The organism is Micromonospora sp. NPDC049801 (assembly GCF_040656575.1).
In the GTDB taxonomy this organism is placed as follows: domain Bacteria; phylum Actinomycetota; class Actinomycetes; order Mycobacteriales; family Micromonosporaceae; genus Micromonospora.
Window position 1 is genome coordinate 157799 of sequence record NZ_JBFAMS010000008.1, and the last position, 21639, is coordinate 179437.

22 protein-coding genes are annotated in these 21639 nt (G+C 73.6%); 21 read left to right on the forward strand and 1 reads right to left on the reverse strand.

Annotated elements, in window-relative coordinates:
- The first annotated feature begins 156 nt into the window (after nt 1-156).
- The 18 genes from AB0I89_RS16955 to AB0I89_RS17040 all read left to right on the forward strand — a co-directional run bounded on the left by AB0I89_RS16955 (nt 157) and on the right by AB0I89_RS17040 (nt 17893).
- Nucleotides 157-1569 carry a putative peptidoglycan glycosyltransferase FtsW gene (locus AB0I89_RS16955; protein WP_357127330.1) on the forward strand — a complete coding sequence of 471 codons (1413 nt, stop codon included), beginning with the start codon at nt 157-159 and terminating at the stop codon, nt 1567-1569.
- Nucleotides 1569-2675 carry an undecaprenyldiphospho-muramoylpentapeptide beta-N-acetylglucosaminyltransferase gene (gene murG, locus AB0I89_RS16960; RefSeq protein ID WP_357126952.1) on the forward strand — a complete coding sequence of 369 codons (1107 nt, stop codon included), beginning with the start codon at nt 1569-1571 and terminating at the stop codon, nt 2673-2675. The genes AB0I89_RS16955 and murG overlap by 1 nt, the downstream gene beginning before the upstream one ends.
- On the forward strand, nt 2672-4234 hold the full coding sequence (gene murC / locus AB0I89_RS16965; RefSeq protein WP_357126955.1) for a UDP-N-acetylmuramate--L-alanine ligase: 1563 nt from the start codon (nt 2672-2674) through the stop codon (nt 4232-4234). Before murG ends, murC begins: the two co-directional genes overlap by 4 nt.
- On the forward strand, nt 4231-5049 hold the full coding sequence (locus tag AB0I89_RS16970) for an FtsQ-type POTRA domain-containing protein (protein ID WP_357126958.1): 819 nt from the start codon (nt 4231-4233) through the stop codon (nt 5047-5049). Before murC ends, AB0I89_RS16970 begins: the two co-directional genes overlap by 4 nt.
- Before the next feature lie 247 nt (nt 5050-5296).
- Nucleotides 5297-6412, forward strand: coding sequence for a cell division protein FtsZ (gene ftsZ / locus AB0I89_RS16975; RefSeq protein WP_357126961.1), 1116 nt, complete (start codon nt 5297-5299; stop codon nt 6410-6412).
- A gap of 9 nt (nt 6413-6421) precedes the next feature.
- Nucleotides 6422-7165, forward strand: coding sequence for a YggS family pyridoxal phosphate-dependent enzyme (locus AB0I89_RS16980; RefSeq protein ID WP_357126964.1), 744 nt, complete (start codon nt 6422-6424; stop codon nt 7163-7165).
- A 188-nt stretch (nt 7166-7353) separates the two neighbouring features.
- Complete coding sequence (gene sepF, locus AB0I89_RS16985) at nt 7354-8085, forward strand: cell division protein SepF (protein WP_357126967.1); 732 nt, start codon at nt 7354-7356, stop codon at nt 8083-8085.
- 30 nt (nt 8086-8115) lie between these two features.
- A complete protein-coding gene (locus tag AB0I89_RS16990) occupies nt 8116-8421 on the forward strand; it encodes a YggT family protein (protein ID WP_355049471.1) in 306 nt (101 codons plus the stop codon).
- A gap of 44 nt (nt 8422-8465) precedes the next feature.
- The gene (locus AB0I89_RS16995; protein WP_357126971.1) at nt 8466-9269 is read left to right on the forward strand and encodes a DivIVA domain-containing protein; all 804 of its coding nucleotides are present in this window, start codon (nt 8466-8468) and stop codon (nt 9267-9269) included.
- Between the two features lie 80 nt (nt 9270-9349).
- Nucleotides 9350-10081: a hypothetical protein gene (locus tag AB0I89_RS17000; RefSeq protein WP_357126974.1), complete on the forward strand. Its 732-nt coding sequence runs from the start codon at nt 9350-9352 to the stop codon at nt 10079-10081.
- A 6-nt stretch (nt 10082-10087) separates the two neighbouring features.
- On the forward strand, nt 10088-10399 hold the full coding sequence (locus AB0I89_RS17005; protein ID WP_357126977.1) for a DUF167 domain-containing protein: 312 nt from the start codon (nt 10088-10090) through the stop codon (nt 10397-10399).
- A gap of 22 nt (nt 10400-10421) precedes the next feature.
- Nucleotides 10422-11921 (forward strand): potassium/proton antiporter, encoded by a 1500-nt coding sequence (locus AB0I89_RS17010; RefSeq protein ID WP_357126980.1) that lies wholly within the window; start codon nt 10422-10424, stop codon nt 11919-11921.
- 224 nt (nt 11922-12145) lie between these two features.
- Nucleotides 12146-12565 (forward strand): TraR/DksA C4-type zinc finger protein, encoded by a 420-nt coding sequence (locus AB0I89_RS17015; protein WP_355049476.1) that lies wholly within the window; start codon nt 12146-12148, stop codon nt 12563-12565.
- A gap of 66 nt (nt 12566-12631) precedes the next feature.
- Nucleotides 12632-13246: a signal peptidase II gene (gene lspA, locus AB0I89_RS17020; RefSeq protein WP_357126984.1), complete on the forward strand. Its 615-nt coding sequence runs from the start codon at nt 12632-12634 to the stop codon at nt 13244-13246.
- Nucleotides 13243-14187: an RluA family pseudouridine synthase gene (locus tag AB0I89_RS17025; RefSeq protein WP_355049478.1), complete on the forward strand. Its 945-nt coding sequence runs from the start codon at nt 13243-13245 to the stop codon at nt 14185-14187. The genes lspA and AB0I89_RS17025 overlap by 4 nt, the downstream gene beginning before the upstream one ends.
- Nucleotides 14188-14229: 42 nt before the next feature.
- Nucleotides 14230-15258 carry a hypothetical protein gene (locus AB0I89_RS17030; RefSeq protein WP_357126988.1) on the forward strand — a complete coding sequence of 343 codons (1029 nt, stop codon included), beginning with the start codon at nt 14230-14232 and terminating at the stop codon, nt 15256-15258.
- A gap of 74 nt (nt 15259-15332) precedes the next feature.
- Nucleotides 15333-17003 (forward strand): AAA family ATPase, encoded by a 1671-nt coding sequence (locus AB0I89_RS17035; RefSeq protein WP_357126991.1) that lies wholly within the window; start codon nt 15333-15335, stop codon nt 17001-17003.
- Nucleotides 17004-17098: 95 nt separating this feature from the next.
- Nucleotides 17099-17893 carry a DUF2567 domain-containing protein gene (locus AB0I89_RS17040; RefSeq protein ID WP_357127333.1) on the forward strand — a complete coding sequence of 265 codons (795 nt, stop codon included), beginning with the start codon at nt 17099-17101 and terminating at the stop codon, nt 17891-17893.
- On the opposite strand, the gene AB0I89_RS17045 is transcribed toward AB0I89_RS17040, so the two are convergent.
- On the reverse strand, nt 17808-18512 hold the full coding sequence (locus AB0I89_RS17045; protein ID WP_357126994.1) for an LON peptidase substrate-binding domain-containing protein: 705 nt from the start codon (nt 18510-18512) through the stop codon (nt 17808-17810). The genes AB0I89_RS17040 and AB0I89_RS17045 overlap by 86 nt on opposite strands.
- A gap of 106 nt (nt 18513-18618) precedes the next feature.
- On the opposite strand from AB0I89_RS17045, the gene hisD reads away from it, so the two are divergent.
- From hisD to hisB, 3 genes are read left to right on the forward strand one after another with little or no spacing between them, the layout of a single operon-like run.
- Nucleotides 18619-19941, forward strand: a complete 1323-nt coding sequence (hisD, locus tag AB0I89_RS17050; RefSeq protein ID WP_357126997.1) for a histidinol dehydrogenase — start codon at nt 18619-18621, stop codon at nt 19939-19941.
- Complete coding sequence (locus AB0I89_RS17055; protein ID WP_357127000.1) at nt 19938-21008, forward strand: histidinol-phosphate transaminase; 1071 nt, start codon at nt 19938-19940, stop codon at nt 21006-21008. The genes hisD and AB0I89_RS17055 overlap by 4 nt, the downstream gene beginning before the upstream one ends.
- Nucleotides 21008-21619 (forward strand): imidazoleglycerol-phosphate dehydratase HisB, encoded by a 612-nt coding sequence (gene hisB, locus AB0I89_RS17060; protein WP_355049484.1) that lies wholly within the window; start codon nt 21008-21010, stop codon nt 21617-21619. The genes AB0I89_RS17055 and hisB overlap by 1 nt, the downstream gene beginning before the upstream one ends.
- Nucleotides 21620-21639 lie beyond the last annotated feature (20 nt).

A 21639-nucleotide genomic window follows, 5' to 3' on the forward strand; every position in this document is an offset into this window, starting at 1 on the left:
ACCGCGCTGACCGGTGGCGCTCGCGGGCCCGACGGCGCGCGTGGGCCGGAGCCGGGGGCGGCTCCGCGGGAGAGCGGCGCGGCGCGGGAGAGCAGTGCGGCGGAGAGCGCCGCCGGGGCGTCGGCGTCACTGCGCGGGCTGGACGCGGCCGGTGGACTGGCCGCGCTGCGGGGCCTGCTGGACCGGCCGCTGGCCTCTTACTACCTGCTGCTGTCCAGCGCCGGCCTGCTGCTGCTCATCGGGTTGACCATGGTCTTCTCGGCGACCAGCGTGAAGGACTACGCCGAGGACGGCAACGCGTCGGCCTCGTTGACCAAGCAGGCCATCTTCGCGGTGATTGGCATCGGGGCGTTCTGGGTGTGTCAGCGGCTGCCCGCCAGCACCTACCGCTCGCTCGGCCGGCCGCTGCTGTTCACCGCGGTGGCCCTGCTGCTGGTGCTCAACCTGCTGGTCGCGTACGGCCGGCTCGCCCACCTGAAGTCGGTTTCGTTCGGGCCGATCGAGGCGCGGCTGAACTGGCTGTTCGTCGGCGGGATCCAGCTCCAGCCCTCCGAGTTGGCCAAGTTCGCGCTGGTCCTCTGGGGCGCGCACGTGATCGCCCGCAAGGGGGCCGCGCTGGGCTGGTTGCGGGAGCTGGCCACCCCGCTCTTCCCGGTGATGGGCCTGCTCTTCGTGCTGGTCGGCTACAACGACACCGGCACGATGCTCTGCCTGTTGGCCCTGGTGGTCGGCCTGCTCTGGGCCGCCGGCGTGCGGATGCGGGTCTTCGGCGCGCTGACCGTGGCCGGTCTGCTCGGCGTCGGCCTGCTCATCGCGGTCGCCTCGCTGGGCGCCGGTTCCGGCGAGCGCGGCGCGGACAACTACCGGCTGGCGCGGCTGACGTCGTTCATCAACCCGCCCGACCCGCAGGAGTGCAAGCTCGACGGCTGCCTCCAGCTCTACCAGGGTCGGCTGGCCATCGAGCACGGTGGCTGGTTCGGAGTCGGGCTGGGCAAGGGCAGCGTCAAGTGGGACTGGCTGCCCGAGGCCCACAACGACTTCATCTTCGCGATCATCGCCGAGGAGTTGGGCGTGATCGGCTGCGCCGTGCTGCTCGCCCTGTTCGCCGTGCTCGCGTACACCGGTCTGCGGATCGCCCGGCGGGTCGACGACCCGTTCCGCAGGCTCGCCGCCGCCGCCGTCACGACCTGGCTGGTGAGCCAGGCGGTGATCAACATCGGCGGCGTGGTCGGGCTGCTGCCGATCACCGGTCTGCCGCTGCCGTTCATCTCCGACGGCGGAAGTGCCCTGGTCGTGACGTTGGCGGCGATCGGGATGCTGGCGTCCTTCGCCCGCGCCGAACCCGATGCGGCCAGAGCACTGCATGCCCGTCCGCCGGCCCGGTGGGTCCGACTACTCTGGGCCCCGTTGCCGCCGCTTCCCGGCCGGCGTCGCCGACCGGCGACGCCACCGGCGGCCCGAGGGCCAGTGCCCCGGGCGCGGGAGCGGCGGAAGGACGACCAGGCCGTACCGCGCGGTGTCCGGCAGGGCCGGAGCCGTCAGGGTACGGCGAGCGAGAGGAGACGCTGATGGGTCCGCTGCGTTCGGTGGTGCTCGCGGGAGGTGGCACCGGGGGGCACATCTACCCGCTGCTCGCCTTCGCCGACTGCCTGCGCCGACACGACCCGGGCGTCCGGATCACCTGTCTCGGCACACCCAAGGGCATGGAGAACGAGCTGATCCCACCGCACGGCTACGACCTGCGGCAGATCCCGGCGTACCAGCTACCCCGGTCGGTCAACATGAACCTGGTGCGTACCCCGGGCCGGATGTGGACCGCGGCCCGCGCGGCGGGCAAGGTGATCGACGAGGTGCGCGCCGACGCGGTGGTCGGCTTCGGCGGGTACGTCTCGGTGCCGGCCTACCTCGCCGCGTGGCGGCGTGAGCTGCCGATGGTGATCCACGAGGTGAACGTGCCGCCGGGCGTCGCGAACCGCCTCGGCATGAAGTTCACCAAGAACGTGGCGGTCGGTTTCCCGCACCAGCCGAGTCAGGCCGAGTCGCTGCGGGACGCCACCGTGGTGGGTGTGCCGCTGCGCCGCAGCATCGCCGCGCTGGACCGGTACGCGCTGCGCAACGCCGCCCGCGCCCGGTTCGGCCTCCGCCCGGATCTGCCGGTGCTCTTCGTGGCCGGCGGGTCGTCCGGCGCCCGCTCGGTCAACCTGGCGGTCTCCGGCGCGGCCAAGGAGCTGGCCCGCAACGGCGTGCAGGTGCTGCACGTGATGGGCGCCCGCAACGAGCCGGTGCCGATCCCCACCGACCTGCCGGTTCCGTACGTGACGCTGCCGTACCTGTCCGAGATGGAGCTGGGCTACGCCGCCGCCGACCTGATGCTGGCCCGGGGCGGGGCGATGACCGTCGCCGAGGTGGCCGCGATCGGCCTGCCGACGATCTTCGTGCCGTACCCGCACAGCAACCAGGAGCAGCGGCGCAACGCCCTGCCCGTGGTGGAGGCCGGCGGCGGTCTGCTGGTCGACGACGCGGAGCTGACTCCGGACTGGCTGGAGCGTGCGGTCATCCCGCTGATCCGTGACCCGCAGCGGCTGTACGCGATGGGCGCGGCGGCGTCCGCGTACGGGCGGCGCGACGGTGACGAGGCGCTGCGCTCGTTCGTCCTCGAGGCGGTGGCCCGATGACCGCGCAGTTCACCCCGGCCGGCACGCTGACCGCCGAGGACCTGGGCGCGGTGCACCTGATCGGCGTGGGCGGGGTGGGCATGCTCGGAGTGGCCCGGCTGCTGCTCACGAGGGGCATCCAGGTCTCCGGTAGCGACCTGCGCGAATGGCCGTCGCTGGCAGGCCTGCGGGCGCTCGGCGGCACCATCTACCTCAGCCACGAGGCGTCCAACCTGGACGGGGTGGACACGGTGGTCTACTCCTCGGCCATTCCGAAGGACCACCTGGAGTTGGTCGAGGCCCGTCGCCGTGGCCTGCGGGTGCTGCACCGCTCGGAGGCCCTCGCGGCGGCGATGACCGGCCGCCGGGCGATCGCGGTCGCCGGTACGCACGGCAAGACCACCACCACGTCGATGGTGACGATGGTGCTCCAGCAGGCCGGTGTGGACCCGTCCTTCGTGATCGGCGGGGAGATCTCCGAGGTCGGCTCGGGCGCCCACCACGGCACCGGCGAGCACTTCGTGGTCGAGGCCGACGAGAGCGACCGCTCGTTCCTCATCTACCGCCCGTACGTCTCGGTCATCACCAACGTCGAGCCGGACCACCTGAACACCTACGGCGACCTCGCGACGCTGGAGGCGGCGTTCGCGGAGTTCGCGCGGCTCACCGACCCGAGCGGGTTCATCATCACCTGCGCCGACGACCCGGGCGGTCGGCGGCTGGCCGAGACCCTGCGCGCCGAGGGACGGCGGGTGTTCACCTACGGCGCGGCCGAGGACGCCGACCTGCGGCTGACCGACATCGCCTCCTCCGCGCGCGGCGTGCGCTACCTGGCCGCGATCGACGGACGGTCGCTGGGCGAGTTCCGGCTGCCGGTGCCCGGGCGGCACATGGGGCTCAACAGCGCCGCGGCGGTGCTGACGGCGTACCTGCTCGAACTGCCCCTGGAGGCGGCGGAGGCCGCGCTCGCGGTCTTCCCCGGGGTGCGGCGGCGCTTCGAGCGCAAGGGCGTCGCGGACGGCGTGCTGGTCTACGACGAGTACGCCTACCACCCGACCTCGATCAGGCTGGCGTTGCAGACGCTGCGCGAGGTGGCCGGGGACGGGCGGCTGATCGTCGTCTTCCAGCCGTACCGGCTGTACCGCACCCGCGACAACCAGGCGGAGATCGCCGAGGCGCTGGCCATCGCCGACGAGGTGGTGCTGCTGGAGGTCTTCGGGCCGGGCGAGCTGCGCCAGCCCGGCGAGGGCTCGGCGGCGCTGATCGCGGCGGTGGACCTGCCAGCCGACCGCAAGGTGTTCGTCGACTCGTGGGAGGCCGTGCCGGGCGAGGTGGCCCGGCGGGCCGGTACGGGCGACGTCGTGGTCACCATGGGCGCCCCACCGATCTCGCTGATGGGTGACGAGCTGCTGGCGGCGCTGGGGGCGCGTACCGCCGGCTCCTCGGCGGCCGCGGCCGTTGATCCGCTGGCGACGACCCCGGCGATCGGCCAGCCGGTGCCGGGCGGGTCCACGGCGGGTGGCGACGGGGCGGCCCTCGGCGCCGCCGCACCGGACGGCGCGACGCCCACGGCCGGATGAGCCCCGGCCCCGCCCGCGGGCGGACCAGCCCTCCCGACGGCGGCTCTGCGCGGCGCGGTCCGGTCCGGCGTTGGCAGCTGGTCCGGGCCGGCAGCGACGCGGTGCCGGCGTCGACCCGCCGGTTCATGGCCCGCGCCCGCCAGCGCCGGATGCGGGCGGCGATGCCGTGGGCGGTGGCTGCCGGCGTGCTGGCGCTGCTCGGGCTGATCGCCTGGACGGTGCTCGGCACCGGACTGTTCGGTGTCCGGTCGGTCAGCGTCCAGGGCGCCAAGCTGGTCACGGACGTGCAGGTACGCGACGCGGTGGGGGTTGCCGACGGGGTGCCGCTGGCGCGGGTGGACCTCGCGGCCGCCGCGCGTCGGGTCGGTGGGTTGGCGCCGGTGGAGCGGGCCACGGTGTCGCGGGACTGGCCGGGCACGCTGGTGGTGAAGGTTACCGAGCGGACGCCGGTGGCGGTGGTGCCGCAGGCGGACGCGTTCGCCGTGATCGACGGCAGCGGTGTGGCGTTCCAGACGGTGGACCGCCGCCCGGCCGGGCTGCCGCTGGTGCGGGTGGTCCGACCCGCCGCGGCCGACCCGGACACCCGGGCCGCGCTGGAGGTGCTCGGCGCGCTGACCCCGCAGTTGCGTGCCGAGTTGGTGGACGTGAGCGTGGCGGGTCTGGCCCGGATCAGCCTGCGGCTGCGGGGGAACCGCACGGTGGTCTGGGGAGACGCCACGCGGAGCGCGGACAAGGCCCGGGTGGCCACCGCGCTGCTCGGGGAGGAGAGCGAGCGGATCGACGTGAGCGCGCCGGACGTGGTGACCTTCCGCTGACCGACTGAGCGGGCCGTGGACGTGACGAGTCGCGCTCCGGCCGGCGACACGCCGACCGGGTCCTTGGCTCATGGCGCGGCGGCGCTTACGTTGCCCCGAAGAGGTTCAGTGGTTGACATAACTGTAAGCCTCTAGTAGAGGGTGAGGGTTCACCTCTGATCCTCGCTGGTGGCGCTGTCGTCGGCCGCTGGGCTGGCCACGCCGTACCCGGTCGGCCGAAGCCAATCTCGAAGGGAAAGGACCGGAGATGACACCTCCGCACAACTACCTGGCGGTCATCAAGGTCGTCGGCATCGGGGGTGGCGGCGTCAACGCCGTCAACCGGATGATCGAGGTTGGGCTCAAGGGCGTCGAGTTCATCGCGATCAACACCGATGCCCAGGCGCTGCTGATGAGTGACGCCGACGTCAAGCTCGACGTCGGCCGCGAGCTGACCCGCGGGCTGGGCGCGGGCGCCAACCCGGACGTCGGCAAGAACGCCGCCGAGGACCACCGCGACGAGATCGAGGAGGTGCTCAAGGGCGCCGACATGGTCTTCGTGACCTGCGGCGAGGGCGGCGGCACCGGCACCGGCGGCGCGCCCGTGGTGGCGAACATCGCCCGCAAGCTCGGCGCGCTGACCATCGGCGTGGTGACCCGGCCGTTCTCGTTCGAAGGCAAGCGCCGGCAGGTGCAGGCCGAGTCCGGGATAGACGAACTGCGTAACCAGTGCGACACCCTGATCGTCATCCCGAATGACCGGCTGCTGGCGCTCGGCGACCGCAACATCAGCATGATGGACGCGTTCCGCACCGCCGACCAGGTGCTGCTCTCCGGTGTGCAGGGCATCACCGACCTGATCACGACCCCGGGTCTGATCAACCTGGACTTCGCCGACGTCAAGAGCGTGATGAGCGGCGCGGGCAGCGCGTTGATGGGCATCGGTAGCGCCCGCGGGGAGAACCGCGCGGTCGAGGCGGCCGAGGCGGCCATCTCGAGCCCGCTGCTGGAGCAGAGCATGGACGGCGCGCGCGGCGTGCTGCTCTCCATCGCCGGCGGCTCCGACCTGGGCCTCTTCGAGATCAACGACGCGGCGCAGCTGGTCACCGACGCGGCCCACCCGGACGCCAACATCATCTTCGGCGCGGTCATCGACGACGCGCTCGGTGACGAGGTGCGGGTGACGGTCATCGCGGCGGGCTTCGACGGCGGCACGCCGGCCTACAAGGCGGCCGAGCCGTCCCGCAAGACCAACACCAACCAGCCGGCGCCGCAGACCACCCCGGTGCCGCCGCCGGCCACCCTGCCGGCCCCGACGCAGTCGCCCCGCCGGGTGCTCTTCGACGACGTGGACGTGCCCGACTTCCTCAAGAACGGCTCCTGAGCGCCGCCGATGACCGACAGCTCAGCCACGGTACGACCGGACCGGAGCGCCGAACTCGCGGCCGGTCTGGCGACGGTACGGGCCCGGATCGCCGAAGCCTGCGCCGAGGCGGCCCGGGATCCCGCCGACGTCACCATGATCGCCGTGACCAAGACCTACCCGGCCGGGGACGTGCTGGCGTTGGCCGGGCTCGGGGTGACCGACATGGGGGAGAACCGCGACCAGGAGGCCGCCGGTAAGGCGGCCGAGGTGGCCGCCGCGGGGATACGTCCACGCTGGCACTTCATCGGGCAGTTGCAGCGCAACAAGGCCCGTTCGGTGGTCCGTTACGCCGACGTCGTGCACTCGGTGGACAGCGTACGGCTGGCCCGGGCACTGGACGGCGCGGCGGCGCAGCGGGAACGGCCGTTGGACGCCCTGGTGCAGGTGAGCATCGACGGTGACCCGGCGCGGGGCGGCGCTCTGCCCGGGTCGGCCGACCCGGAGTCCGGCCTGGACACGGTCGCCGCGGCGGTCGCCGAGTCGCCGGCGCTGCGCCTGGCCGGCCTCATGGCGGTCGCGCCGCTGGGCTGGCCGCCGGATCGCGCCTTCGCCCGGCTGGCCGAGATCGCCGAGGTGTTCCGATCGGTCCATCCGGGAGCGACAGCGTTGTCGGCGGGGATGAGCGGCGATCTGGAAATCGCGATCCGTTACGGCGCGACACATGTCCGCGTCGGTAGCGCGTTGCTCGGAATGCGTCCCACGCTGCGGTAGCCTGACCGCGAGACAGGCAAATTACATCAGTGTTGTTTCAGGGACGGCTGATCCTGTGGGGGTCGTGACACGCGACGCGAATCGCATGTCACGGGATTGCCGTCCCGGTCCGATGGGCATGGTTGTCCACTCGCGACGGGCGACATGGCACGGGGGCGAGTGCCGCACGGCGGACGGAAGGGCGCGGGATGGGTGCACTGCGCAAGGCGGGGGTCTGGCTCGGTCTCGTCGAGGAAGACGACGAGCGGGCCTACGACGACGGTGACTACGACAAGGGTGGTTACCGTGACTCGCGCTACCGGCAGAGCCGGTACGCCGAGGAGTTCGCCGACGAGGACGACGACGACACCGAGGAGCCGCCGGCTCCCCGGACGCGCGCGAGCGAGCGGGGCCGGCTCTCCGAGCGGTCGGCCGGGCGGCTCGCCGACTCCGACCGTGGCGACTCCGACCGGGCTGAGCGAGCCGAGCGGGCTGAGCGCTCCGAGCGGGCTGAGCGGGCCGAGCGCTCCAGCGTACGGTCGATCACGCGGTCCTCGGCGAGCGAGACGTCGGGCGCGCTGACCTACCACACCCGCGACAACCTGGCCCTCGCGCCGCAGGCCGTGACGCGGGAGCGCGTGGTCGTGCCCGAGGAGGAGCAGCGCTACCAGATCACCACCCTGCACCCGACCACCTACCGGGAGGCGCGCACCATCGGTGAGCACTTCCGCGACGGCGTACCGGTGATCATCAACCTCACCGAGATGGACGAGGCCGACGCCCGCCGTCTGGTTGACTTCGCGGCCGGCCTGGCGTTCGGGCTGCGCGGTACGATCGAGCGCGTGACCAATCGGGTGTTCCTGCTCTCACCGGCCAATGTCCAGGTCACCGCTGAGGACAAGGCCAAGATCGCTGAGGGCGGTTTTTTCAGCCTGAGTTGACCCCGCCCGACCCGAGGGACGTCGCTGACCGTGTTGTCGATCTTGCTGCAAGTGTTGTACCTGGTCCTTTATGTCTTCCTGCTTCTTCTTCTGTCCCGGTTCGTGTTGAGCGCCGTCCTGCAGTACGGCCGCCGGTGGCAGCCGGGGCGCGGAGCGGCGGCAGGACTGGAATCCGTGTGGAGCGTCACTGATCCCCCTCTCAACGCGTTGAGGCGTGTGATCCCTCCGCTGCGAATTGGTACCGTGAGCATCGACCTGGCCTCCCTTGTGCTCCTGGTTATCCTGTTCGTGCTGATGGAGTTCGTGTTAGGGCCGTCGATCAGGGCATCTGCCTGATGACCGACGCGCTTTCGCGGCCGCAACTGACCCGAGGAGTTTCGATGCCGCTGACCCCGGCCGACGTACACAACGTCGCCTTCAAAAAGCCGCCGATCGGCAAGCGGGGGTATGACGAGGAGGAGGTCGACGCCTTCCTGGACGAGGTCGAGCGCGAGCTCGCCCGTCTCATCGAGGAGAACAACGAGCTGCGCGCCCAGGTGGAGCGCGGCGGCCGTGGCGGTGCCCCCGCCGGCCCCGGCGGCGACGCCCGACTGGCGGCGGAGCTCAACGACGTCAAGGCCCAGCTCGACCGGGTCCAGCGCGACAAGTCCGCCGCCGAGCAGGCCGCCCGCGCCATGCAGGCCGAGCTGGAGCAGGTCCGCGCGACCGGCGGCCCGGCCGGCGTCACCGGTGACGGTGAGCAGCAGGCGCTGCGGGTGCTGATGATGGCCCAGCGCACCGCCGACGACCACGTGTCCGACGCGCGCCGCGAGGCCGACTCGCTGCTGTCCGAGGCGCGGAGCAAGGCCGAGGAGGTGACCCGCGAGGCTCGCGCGAAGGCCGACGCCCTGGAGCGGGACGCCCGCCAGCGGCACCAGGAGGCCATGGGCGGCCTGGACGCCAAGCGCACGGCCCTGCAGAAGCACATCGAGGAGCTCAAGCAGTTCGAGCGCGAGTACCGCACCCGGCTCAAGGCGTACCTGGAGAGCCAGCTGCGGGACCTCGACGGTCGCGGCCAGGGCCTCGAAGCCGAGATGACCCGCTCCGAGGCGGGCCGGGTCGGCGGCGGCAACGGGCTGGCCGCGGCGGGCCTCGCCGGTTCGTACGGCGGCGGGCGCTCCGGCGCCCTCGAAGCCGGACGCTGAGCACCGGCCGGCGATCGCTCTCCGCAGATGGTGACGGTCGCCGGCCCCGCCTGGACGGTACGACGCGGCAGGGGTGAGCCGTGATAGTCGCGAGTCTCCTGCTCATCCTCGTCGCCGTGGTGCTGCTGGTGTTCGGCCTGGCCGGTGGCTCCAGCACTCTGTTGACCATCTCCATCGCGGCCAGTCTGCTGGCCGCCGTGGCGCTGGTGGTGGGCGCCCGCCAGGCAGCCGCCAACCGCGCCTCGGCGGATCCCGGCCGGGCCGGCCCGCGGGACCGCGGGGCATTCCGCACGGCCAGCCGGGCCGAGCCGGGTGCCGCGTACGGGCCACCGCTGGCCGAGCCGGATGTGCCGGTCCAGCACGTACCTTCGACGGTCGGCGACGGCGGCACCGGGTGGCGGCAACCACCCGAGCCGCCGTCCGACCCCGAGCCGGCGTACGACGTGGCCTCGCCGTACGAGCCCGACGCGGCGGCCGACGGCGGTGCACACACCTCGCCCGTCAGCCCGGCGTCCCCGTTCGTGGCCCGCGCCGACGAGGCGTACCGGGCCGACGCCGTGACCGCCGACCCGCTGGCCGACGAGCCCGCGGAGCAACCGGTCACCCCCGCCGAGGCGGCCCGGATCTCCCGGCTGCCCGACTCCGTCGAGGTGGTGGACGGACGGCCCCGCTACCACCTGGCCGCGTGCCCGCACCTGATCGGCCGGACCCCGGAGACGCTTCCCGTCGCCGAGGCGGTCGAGCTGGGCTTCACGCCATGCGCGGCGTGCGCGCCGGCCACCGCCCTGCTCATCGACGCCCGGCCGTTCTGAAAAGCGGTGCCGGTGCCCCCGCAGGACGCGCTCACCGTGGCGGTACGGGTGAAGCCGGGCGCCTCCCGCGATGCCGTCGGCGGTCGCTTCGACGGCCCGCACGGCCCCTCCCTGGTGATCGCCGTCCACGCTCCGGCGGTGGACGGTCGGGCGACCGAGGCGGCCCGCCGCGCCCTCGCCGCCGCGCTCGGCGTCCGGCCGGCGGCGGTGTCGCTGCGGACCGGCGCGACCAGCCGGGACAAGCTCTTCCTCGTCGACCGGCCCACCCCCGAGCTGCCCGACGTGCTGCGCCGACTGCGCGACGGAGCCGCGGGGTGAGGATCGCCCGGGCCCGGCGACCGTGACGCCCGGCCTGGACATCGCGCTGTTGCTCGGCGCGGCCGTGCTGCTGGTGGCGGTTGGCGCGGTCCGGCTCTCGACCCGCCTCGGGGTGCCCAGCCTGTTGGTCTACCTGGCGCTCGGCGTGGCCATCGGCGAGGCCGGGCTCGGTATCCGCTTCGACGACGTCGACCTGACCCGGACCCTCGGCTTCTGCGCGCTGATCGTGATCATCGCCGAGGGCGGCCTCACCGCACGGTGGAGCACGCTGCGTCCGGTGCTCGCGCTGGCGTCCGCGCTCTCCACGGTCGGCGTGGTCGTGAGCATCGTGGTGGTCGGCGTCGCCGTACACCTGCTGCTGGGCCTGGACTGGCGGTTGGCGCTGCTCTACGGCGCGGTGCTCTCCTCCACCGACGCGGCGGCGGTGTTCGCCACCCTGCGGCGGCTGCGGTTGCCACCCCGGCTGGTGGCCACCCTCGAGGCCGAGTCGGGCATGAACGACGCCCCGGTGGTGCTGCTGGTGGTGCTGCTGTCCCACGAGGGTTGGGCGCACCCGTGGTGGTACGAGGTCGCGCTGGTCTGTTACGAGCTGGGCGTCGGCGCGGCCGTCGGTGTGGGCGCTGGCCTCGCCGGCACCTGGGCGCTGCGCCGGGCGGCGTTGCCCTCGGCCGGCCTGTACCCGATCGCGGCGGTGGGGATCACCGTCCTGGCGTACGCCGCCGGCGCCGTGCTGCACGCCTCGGGCTTCCTCGCCGTATACGTGGCGGGGGTGCTGCTGGGCAACGCCCGCCTGCCGCACCGACAGGCGATCCTCGGCTTCGCCGACGGGCTGGCCTGGCTCGCGCAGATCGGCCTGTTCGTGCTGCTCGGCCTGCTGGTCGCGCCCGGCCGGTTGGACGCCGCGGTGCTGCCGGCGGTGGTCGCCGGTCTGGCGCTGGTGCTGCTGGCCCGGCCGCTGTCGGTGGCGGTCTCGGCGTTGCCGTTCCGGGTCGGCCTTCGGGAGCAGGCGTTCCTGTCCTGGGCCGGACTGCGCGGGGCGGTGCCGATCGTGCTGGCCACCATCCCGCTCTCGCAACGGGTGCCGGGCGCGGAACGCCTCTTCGACGCGGTCTTCGTGCTGGTGGTGATCTTCACGCTGGTGCAGACCGGCACGCTCGGTCCGCTCGCCCGCCGGTTGGGGACCACCGCGCCGGCGGAGGCCGCCGAGATCCACGTGGAGACGGCGCCGCTTGAGCGGATGCGCGCCGACCTGTTGCAACTGGAGGTGCCGCCGGGCTCCCGGCTGGCCGGCGTGCACGTCGACGAGCTGCGGTTGCCGCTGGGCGCCTCGGTGACCCTGGTGCTGCGCGACGGGGTGGGTTTCGTGCCCGGCCCGGACACCCGGCTGAAGACCGGCGACAGCCTGCTGATCGTCGCCACCGGTGGGGTACGCGACGCCGCCGAACGGCGGCTGCGGGCCGTCAGCCGACGGGGTCGGCTGGCCCGATGGTTTGGCGAGTACGGAGATGAAGCGGTCGGTTGATCTGCTAGCGTTCCCTTTGCCCCAGTTAGGCAGGGCTAGGGGCAGTTGAGCGGTGCGACGGTGCGCCACGTTGTCGGACGCCTGTACGTTCCGTATTCTTGCCAACCTCGGGAGTGCGCGGCCATTGTCGCCGTGCGCCCCTTTTCGTACTCAGGGGACGCCTTCGTCGGCGCCCCCTGACCAGGTGCCGCGACCGCGCGGCTCCCCGGCCGAGGGAGCGACCCATGGCGAAGCCAGCCGACACCAGGACCGCCGGCCGCAAGCCGGTGGCCAAGGCCACCCGCAGCGCGGCGGAGACCGAGAAGATCCGGGCGGCGCTGGCGGCGCGCCGGGACGAGCTTCGCGCCGAGTACGATCAGACGCTGAGCGAGATCACCGAGCTGCAGCGCGAGCGGTTGACGGACTCGGCCGGGGACGACCAGGCCGACACCGGCACCAAGACCTTCGAGCGGGAGCAGGAGATCTCTCTCGCCAACAGCATTCTGGAACGGATCACGCAGGTCGAGCGCGCCCTGGAGCGCCTCGACGAGGGTGGTTACGGCTGGTGCGAGCGGTGCGGCAACCCGATCCCGGTCGAGCGCCTCGCCGCCTTCCCGTCGGCCACCCTGTGTGTGACGTGCAAGCAGTTGGAGGAGCGGCGCTGAAAGCCCGGTCCCCGTCTGCGACGAGACGGTGAGCGATCACCGCCGAGACACCTCGATGGGGAGCGCATGACCGCAGCACCGCCCGCCGAACCCGGCCGCACCGACCCGGACGGCGGCAAGGCCCGTCCCCGGGCTGTCGCGATCCTCGCCGCAGTGGCCCTGGTGGCCCTGCTGGCCGACCTGGTGACCAAACACCTCGCCCTGGCCGGCCTCACCGACCGCGAGCCGGTCCGGATCCTGGGCGGGCTGGTCTACCTGAGCCTGACCCGCAACAGCGGCGCCGCGTGGAGCATCGGGGCGGACTACACCTGGGTGTTCCCGCTGATCACCATCGGCGTGGTCGGCTGGATCGTCTGGATGGCGCTGCGGCTGCGCTCGCTGCCGTGGGCGATCTCCCTCGGCCTGGTGCTCGGCGGCGCGCTGGGCAACCTCATGGACCGGATCTTCCGGGCGCCCGCGCCCTTCCACGGGCACGTGGTCGACATGATCAGCGTCTTCGGGCCGTACGGCGAGTACTTTCCGGTGTTCAACCTGGCGGACAGCTCGCTCGTCTGTGGCGTGGTGCTGGCCGTGCTGCTCGAGCTGACCGGTCGGCAGCGCGACGGCCGGCGGGCCGGCGGTGACGGCGCCAGCGGCGACGCGAACGCCACCGCCGATGCCGAGCAGCGGGAGCGGGCATGACCTCCGCCTTCGCCGCCGGCGGCGACCACCGTTCCCTGCCCGTACCCGACGGTCTCGACGGCATGCGCCTGGACCAGGCGGTGTCCCGGCTCTTCGGTCTCTCCCGGACCGCCGCGGCGGCCCTCGTCGACGCGGGCGACGCCCTCGTCGACGGCGCCGCCCGACCCAACTCCCACAAGGTCAAGGCCGGCTCCTGGCTGGACGTCACGCTGCCCGCTCCGGTCGCGCCGCCGACCGTGGTGCCGCAGGCGGTCCCGGGCCTGCGCGTCGTGTACGCCGACGACGACATCGTCGTGGTGGACAAGCCCGTCGGGGTGGCCGCGCATCCCAGCCCGGGATGGACCGGCCCGACGGTGATCGGCGCGCTCGCCGCGATCGGCCACCGCATCTCCACCAGCGGCGCCGCCGAGCGCCAGGGCGTGGTGCACCGCCTCGACGTGGGCACCACCGGGATCATGGTGGTGGCCAAGAGCGAGCAGGCGTACACCGCGTTGAAGCGGGCCTTCAAGTACCGCGAGGTCGACAAGGGCTACCACGCCGTGGTGCAGGGCCACCTGGACCCGTTGCGGGGCACCGTCGACGCGCCGATCGACCGGCACCCCACCCACGACTACCGCTGGGCCGTGGTGTCCGGCGGTAAGCCGAGCATCACCCACTACGACACTCTCGAGGCGTTCCCGGCCGCCAGCCTGGTCGACGTCCGGTTGGAGACCGGCCGGACCCACCAGATCCGGGTGCACTTCTCCACCCTGCGGCACCCCTGCGTGGGTGACCTCACGTACGGCGCCGACCCCACCCTCTCGGCCCGTCTCGGCCTGGCCCGTCAGTGGCTGCACGCCCGCGAACTGAGCTTTTTGCATCCCCGTTCGGGGGACGAGGTCCGGTTCGTCAGCGACTACCCTGACGATCTGGAACGTGCGCTTGAGATCCTGCGTGACTGAGCGGCGACCACCCGACATCGATCCGACGAGGGGATCCCGCCCGTGCGCGCCGGCGACCTGCTGCGGCAGCTGGACCAACGGCTGCTGCCGCCGTTGACCCGGGCGGTGGCCCGTCTCGGTGACACCCCGACGCGGTCCGGCGTGCTCAGCTGGGCCGCGGTGCTCTCCGCGGCGGCGGTGCTGGGCACGGCCGTCTGGGCCGTCGACGACGCACCGGTCAGCGACCCGACGGTGGGCGAGGTGACCCGCGTCGGGGTGGCCGACGGCGACTCCGTGCCGGGCTACCTCAGCTCCGCGGCGGCCGACCTGGCCGCGTTGGGTCCGACCGCGCCGGCCACCGGGGACGGGACGTACGCGTTGGTCACGCTCGGCACGTACCTGCCGCCACAGCGCCTGGCCACGGTCCTCGGCGACGTGTCGGTCTCGGCCGTCTTCGGGCGGGTCCCGTTGCCCGGTCGGCAGACCGAGATCGTCCGCATCCCGGCCCTGCGGGTGCCCGACGACGTGGTCGCCCAGATGGAACGCGTGGCCGCCCGCAAGGACGGCGAGGCCGCCGACTACCGGGCGCGGGCCGCCGCGGTGCGCGGCGACGGCGTCGCCGAGCGCGAGCTGCGGGAGCGGTACGCCGTCGACGCGGACGTGGCCGGCGCCGAGGCTCGGGCGTACCGGGCCGGCTGCGCCTGCGTCTACGCGGCGGTGGTGCGGGCCGCGCCGGAGGCGCTGCGCCGGGTGGCCGCCCGCCCGGACGTGCGGGCCGTCGATCCGGCGCCCGAGGTGTACCGGCTCGACCGTACGGTCTTCACGCCGCCGCTGCCCGAGCAGCGCGACGTGGTCCGCCCGCCGGCCGACACCGGGCCGAGTCCGTCGTCGACGCCGCGCCCGAGCGCCGGGTCGACGTCGAGCACGCCAATGCCGCCGGTGCCGATGGGCGAATCGTCGGAACCCGCACCGCTCGTAACGATTGCGTCACCCGAGCCGACCCCGGCGCAGTCCACCGCGCCTGCCCCGCCGGCGCTCACCACCTCCCCGGACGCGACCGACGCCGGGTTGCTGGCAACCTCCCCGCCGTGATCTACGCCGGGCGGCGTGCGCCCACAGGAGTGGTCCGAATAGGGTTTGGTTCGTAGCCTGTCAGGCAGAGATCGATGGCGCTGGGAGGGCGGGCCGTGGAGGGCAGTGAGACCGGCTGGGGCCGGCCGGCCGAACCAGCGCCGAGGTGGCGGGCGTTGCTCGACCGTGCCCGGCTGGGCGGTCGGGCGGCGGAGCAGCCCGAGCCCGAGCGCCGTGCCGACGAGGCGGCCCCGGACCCACTGCCGCGACGCGCGGCCCCCAACGGCTACGCGGGGCGCGCGTCGGCCATCGGGCATCCGGCCGATCTGTCGTACGGCCAGGAGCCCGGTTACCGGGCCGAGGGGACGTACCGGGTCGACCCCGCCTACCGGGCCGAACCGGGATACCGGTCCGAGCCGGACTACCGTGCCGAGCCGGCGTACCGCTCGGAGCCGGACTACCGCGCCGAGCCGGCGTACCGGTCCGAGCCGGACTACCGTGCCGAGCCCGCGTACCGCGCGGAGCCCGGGTACCGGTCCGAGCCGGACTACCGTGCCGATCCGACGTACCGCGCCGAGCCCGGCTACCGGGCCGAGCCGACCTACCGGGCCGAGCCGGGTTATCAGGTGGAGCCGGGTTACCAGGCGGAGCCCGAGCCGCCGCGCCGCGCCGAGCCGGAGTCGCGCTACGCCATCCTGGACAACGGCTACCGGCCGGGCAATCCCGTCGGCGAGTCCCGCTACGCGCTGCTGGAGACCGGTTACCAGCCGGAGACCGGCTACCCGGCGCCCGCGCCGCCGGTGACACCCGCCCCCCCGATCGCGCCACCGCCGGTCGTTCCACCCCCCGCCCCGCCGGTCGCGCCGCCGCCGGTCGCGGTGGTCACCCCACCCGGCTCGGCCCTCGCCGAGCGCGGCTACCCGGCCCGGGTCGAGTGGCGCCCGCAGGGCGTCGACCAGGAGTCCGAGCGCGCCACCGGGGTGCTCCGCCGCGACCTGGGCACGCCCCGGGTGTTCGCGTTCGCCAACCCCAAGGGCGGGGTGCACAAGACCACCGCCACCGTGCTCGCCGCCGCCACCGTCGGCAGCGTGCGGGGGCGGGGCGTACTGGCCTGGGACGACAACGAACTGCGGGGCACCCTCGGGTTGCGCGCCGGCAGCGCCCGGCACGCCCGCACCATCCGACACCTGGTCAGCGACCTCGCCCAGATCGAGATCCTGGAGGGCGCGACCCTGCTGGAGCGGCTGGACGACTACCTGCGACACGCCTCCGACGGCTCATACGACGTGCTGGCCGGCGAGGAGAGCCCCCGTTTCGCCCAGCGGCTCGACCAGTTCACCGTCAAGCGGGTGCTCGAGCTGCTGCGGCGCACGCACGACGTGATCTGCGTGGACACCGGCAACAACGTGGAGAGCCCCAACTGGCGCACCGTGATGCACGCCGCCGACCAACTGGTGGTCACCACCGTGCCCCGCGAGGACGCGGCGTTCAGCGCCGACTGGATGCTCGACCTGTTGCACGAGGAGGGGATGGGCGAGCTGGCCGACAACGCGATCACCCTCATCTCCTGCCCCACCCCCGGCCGCTCGGCACTACAGGACGACCTGGAACGGCACTTCGCCACGCGTACCCGCGCGGTGGCCGTGGTGCCGTACGACCCGGCGTTGGAGACCGGCTCGTCGATCGAGTATCACCAGCTCCAGCCGGAGACCCGCCAGGCGTGGCTGCGCGCCGCCGCGGCCATGGCGGAGCCGTTCGCCCGGTGAGCTGGTTCGCCGCCACCGGCGCCCCGGCCCGTCGCGCGGCCTGAGAGGATCATCGGGTGAGCCCGGACAACCCCGACCCTGAGCGGCACGCGGACATCTCCGACGACCGCCCCGCGCCACCCCGACCGTCGGCCGTGCCGCCGCCGAGCGAGTCCGCCCCGCCCGCCGGGTCGGCGTTCGGGTCGGTTCCCGACGGGAGTGCCGCCGTGACGGCGTACCCGAGCGGGGTGGAGCTGACCCCCGACGAGCCGCGCCGGCCGGTGCGGGCGGTGGCGACGGTGCTCGGCGCGGCGCTCGCCCTGGCCGTGCTGGGTGCGCCGCTCGGGCTGCTCTGGGCGGCGTTCGCGCCGGACACCCCGGTGCTCAAGACCGCCGAGGGGGCGATCTACGCCGAGCCCCAGCCGGAGCAGCCGATCGCCGCCGACGGCTGGTTCAGCCTGCTCGGGCTGGCGTTCGGCGTGCTCGCCGCGCTGGCCCTGTGGTTCCTGCTGCGTCGGCGACGCGGCCCGGTCGGACTGCTCGGCGCGGTGCTGGGCGCCCTCGCCGCGGCCCCGGTGGCCTGGCAGGTGGGGCGTCGGGTCGGGCTGGCGACGTTCGACCGGCTGTTGGAGAGCGCCCCGGCGGGGCAGGCCTTCACCAAACCCGCCGACCTGCGGGCCGGCGGGATCGACTGGCTCGGGCACGTGCTGCCGGTGCCGCACGGCAACCTGCTGCTGCCGGCCTTCGGTGCCGCCGTCACGTACACCCTGCTGGCCGGCTGGTCGCGGTGGCCGTCGCTGCGCCCGGAGCCCGACCCGGCGTCGTTCAGTTGGGTGTCGGCGGGGACGCCAGCTCCGACAACGACACCGGAACCGCCCGCACCTGGCGCAGCAGAGCCGCCTCGCGGTTGAGCAGCCGCAGCTCGGCGCGCAGCCGGGCCGCGGTGTCGTCGATGGCGAGCAGCCGCTGCCGGTCGTCGACGGTCAGGGCGGCGGTGGCCGCCACCAGGTGCGACAACACCGTCGGATCCTCCGGAAGCTGCTCGGAGATCTCCTCCGGGTCGGGCCGGATCAGGCTCAGGTACTGCCGGAACACCGCGATCACGCGGGCGGCCAGCAGGTCGGCCACCTCGTCCGGCCCGCTGGCCTCGGGCAGCCATTCCACCGCGGCCGTCAGGTACGGCGCGGTGTCGTCGTCGACGTCGGCGATCCGGAATCGACGTCGGCCGACCGTGACGATGTCGAAGCCGCCGTCGGCCAGCTCGGTGACCTGGCGCAGCTCGGCGGTGCAGCCCACCTCGTGCAGGGTGACGTCGCCGACCCCGTTGCCGGCGCGGGCGCCGGGTCCGGTGGGGGCCACCTCCCAGCCGGCCTGGATGGCCACCACGCCGAACTCGCGCGGCGCGCCCTCGGGCAGGTCGACGAGGTGCCGGACCAGGGCCCGGTAGCGCTCCTCGAAGATGTGCAGTGGCAGCACCAACCCGGGAAAGAGCACCGTTGCGAGCGGGAACACCGGCAGCCGTGCGGTCACGCCGTCGAGCCTAACCAATCCCGTCCGCGACGGCGTGGCCCGGCTCACCGTCCCGCCGACCGGACGGCCCGGGTGGGCGACGGGCGGGCCGCCTAGACTCGCAAGGGTGCTGAATCGGATCGACCTGCGCGACGGTCTCGGTGACCCGCGCCGTCTGCTGCCCCGTGCCCAGCTCGACGTGTCCGTTGCCGTCGAGCGGATCCGCCCGCTGGTGGAGGCGGTCCGCAAGCATGGGTACCCGGCGATCCGGGAGGCCAGCGAGCGGTTCGACGGCATCTCGCCGGAGGTGCTGCGGGTGCCCGTCGAGGCGATCGCCGAGGCCGAGGGGATGCTCGACCCGGCGGTGCGCGAGGCGCTGCTGGAGTCGATCAGTCGGGCCCGCAGGGTGCACGCCGACCAGCGGCGTACCGACCACGTCACCCAGGTGGTGCCCGGCGGCACGGTCACCGAACGGTGGCTGCCCGTCGACCGGGTCGGCCTCTACGTCCCCGGCGGCCTGGCCATGTACCCGTCGACGGTGGTGATGAACGTGGTGCCGGCCCAGGCGGCCGGAGTGCGTTCGCTGGTGGTGGTCAGCCCGCCGCAGAAGGACAACGGCGGCCTGCCCGACGCCCGGGTGCTCGCCGCGTGCGCGCTGCTCGGCGTCGACGAGGTGTACGCGGTCGGCGGCGCCCAGGCGGTCGCGATGCTGGCGTACGGCTCCGCCGTCGACCCGGCTGGTGAGCTGCGCTGCGAGCCCGTCGACCTGGTCACCGGCCCCGGCAACATCTGGGTGACGGCCGCCAAGCGGCTGCTGCGCGGTGTGGTCGGCATCGACGCCGAGGCCGGTCCGACCGAGATCGCCATCCTGGCCGACGACACCGCCGACCCGGCGCACGTCGCCGCCGACCTGATCAGCCAGGCCGAGCACGACCCGCTCGCGGCGAGCGTGCTCGTCACCCCGTCGCTGGCGCTCGTCGACGCGGTCGAGGCCGAGCTGGCCCGGCAGGTACCGGCCACCAAGCACGCCGAGCGGGTGACCACGGCGTTGACCGGCGAGCAGAGCGGCGTGGTCCTGGTCGACGACCTTGAGGCGGGGCTGCGGGTGGTCGACGCGTACGCGGCCGAGCACCTGGAGATCCAGACGGTCGACGCGCGGGAGTGGGCGCTGCGCGTCCGCAACGCCGGGGCGATCTTCGTGGGCGCGTGGTCGCCGGTGTCACTCGGCGACTACTGCGCCGGCTCCAACCACGTGCTGCCCACCGGCGGCTGCGCCCGGCACTCCTCGGGACTGTCGGTGCAGTCCTTCCTGCGCGGGGTGCACCTGATCGAGTACACCGAGGCCGCGCTGCGGGACGTGGCGCCGCACGTGGTGACCCTGGCGACCGTGGAGGACCTGCCGGCGCACGGCCAGGCCGTCCAGGCCCGGTTCCCGCAGGAGTCGGCGTGAGCGGCCTCGACGATCTGCCGATCCGCGACGACCTGCGTGGCCTGTCGCCGTACGGGGCACCCCAGCTCGACGTGGCGGTGCGGCTCAACACCAATGAGAACTCCTACCCGGTGCCCGAGTCGGTGGTGGACGCCATCGGCAAGGCGCTCGCCGCCGAGCTGCGTGACCTGAACCGCTACCCGGACCGGGACGCGGTGGCGCTGCGCGCCGACCTGGCCGAATACCTGGGGCACGGGCTCACCGTCGAGCACGTCTGGGCGGCGAACGGCTCCAACGAGATCCAGCAGCAGATCCTTCAGGCGTTCGGTGGGCCGGGGCGCAGCGCGCTGGGCTTCGTCCCGTCGTACTCGATGCACCCGCTGCTGTCCCTCGGCACCGGCACCCGGTGGGTGCCGGCGCGGCGCGGCGTCGACTTCGGGTTGACCGCCGACGAGGCGGCCGCCCAGGTCCGCGAGCACCGGCCCGACGTGGTCTTCCTCTGCTCACCCAACAACCCGACCGGCACCGCTCTCGACCCGGCGGTCGTCGCGGCCGTGCTCGACGTCGCGCCCGGGATGGTGGTCGTCGACGAGGCGTACGCCGAGTTCGCCCGGCCCGGCACGGTCAGCGCCCTCGCGGTGCTGCCCGGCCATCCGCGGCTCGTGGTGACCCGCACGATGAGCAAGGCCTTCGGCTTCGCCGGGGGCCGGCTGGGTTACCTGGCCGCCGACCCGGCCGTGGTGCAGGCGGTGCAGCTCGTCCGCCTGCCCTACCACCTGTCCGCGCTGACCCAGGCCGCCGCCCGCGCGGCGCTGACCCACCGCGACGCCCTGCTCGGTACGGTGGCCGCCGTGATGGCACAGCGGGACCGGATCGTGGCGACGCTGCGCGCTCGCGGGCTGCGGGTGGCCGACAGTGACGCCAACTTCGTGCTGTTCGAGGTCGGCGGCGACCAGGCCACCGTCTGGCACGCCCTGCTGGAGCAGGGGGTGCTGGTCCGTGACGTCGGCCTGCCCGGCTGGCTACGGGTGACCGCCGGCACGCCGGCCGAGACCGATGCTTTTCTGACTGCGATGGAGACCCTGTGATGAGCCGGACCGCCCGGGTGGAGCGGATCACCAAGGAGACCAAGGTCCTCGTCGAGATCGACCTCGACGGCACCGGCGCCGCCGAGATCAGCACCGGCGTGGGCTTCTACGACCACATGCTCCACCAGATCGCCCGGCACGGCGGCTACGACCTGACCGTCCGCACGGTGGGCGACCTGGAGATCGACGCGCACCACACGATGGAGGACACAGCTCTCGCGCTGGGCGCCGCGTTCGATCAGGCGCTGGGCGACAAGGCCGGCATCCGGCGGTACGGGTCGGCGACCGTCCCGATGGACGAGGTGCTGGTCCGGGCCGCGGTGGACCTGTCCGGCCGCCCGTACGTGGTGCACGACGAGCCGCTGCTCGCGCCGTACATCGGGCCGGTCTACGCGACGAGCATGACCCGGCACATCTGGGAGTCGTTCGGCCAGGCGGCCCGGGTGACCCTGCACGTCGACGTGCTGCGGGCGGCGCGTCCCGGTGGGCACCCGGACGCGCACCACGTGGTGGAGGCCCAGTTCAAGGCGGTCTCCCGGGCGCTGCGCGAGGCCACCGCGATCGACCCGCGGGCGGCGGGCGCGATCCCGAGCACGAAGGGTGCTCTCTGATGAGCGCGAGGAGCGCAGCG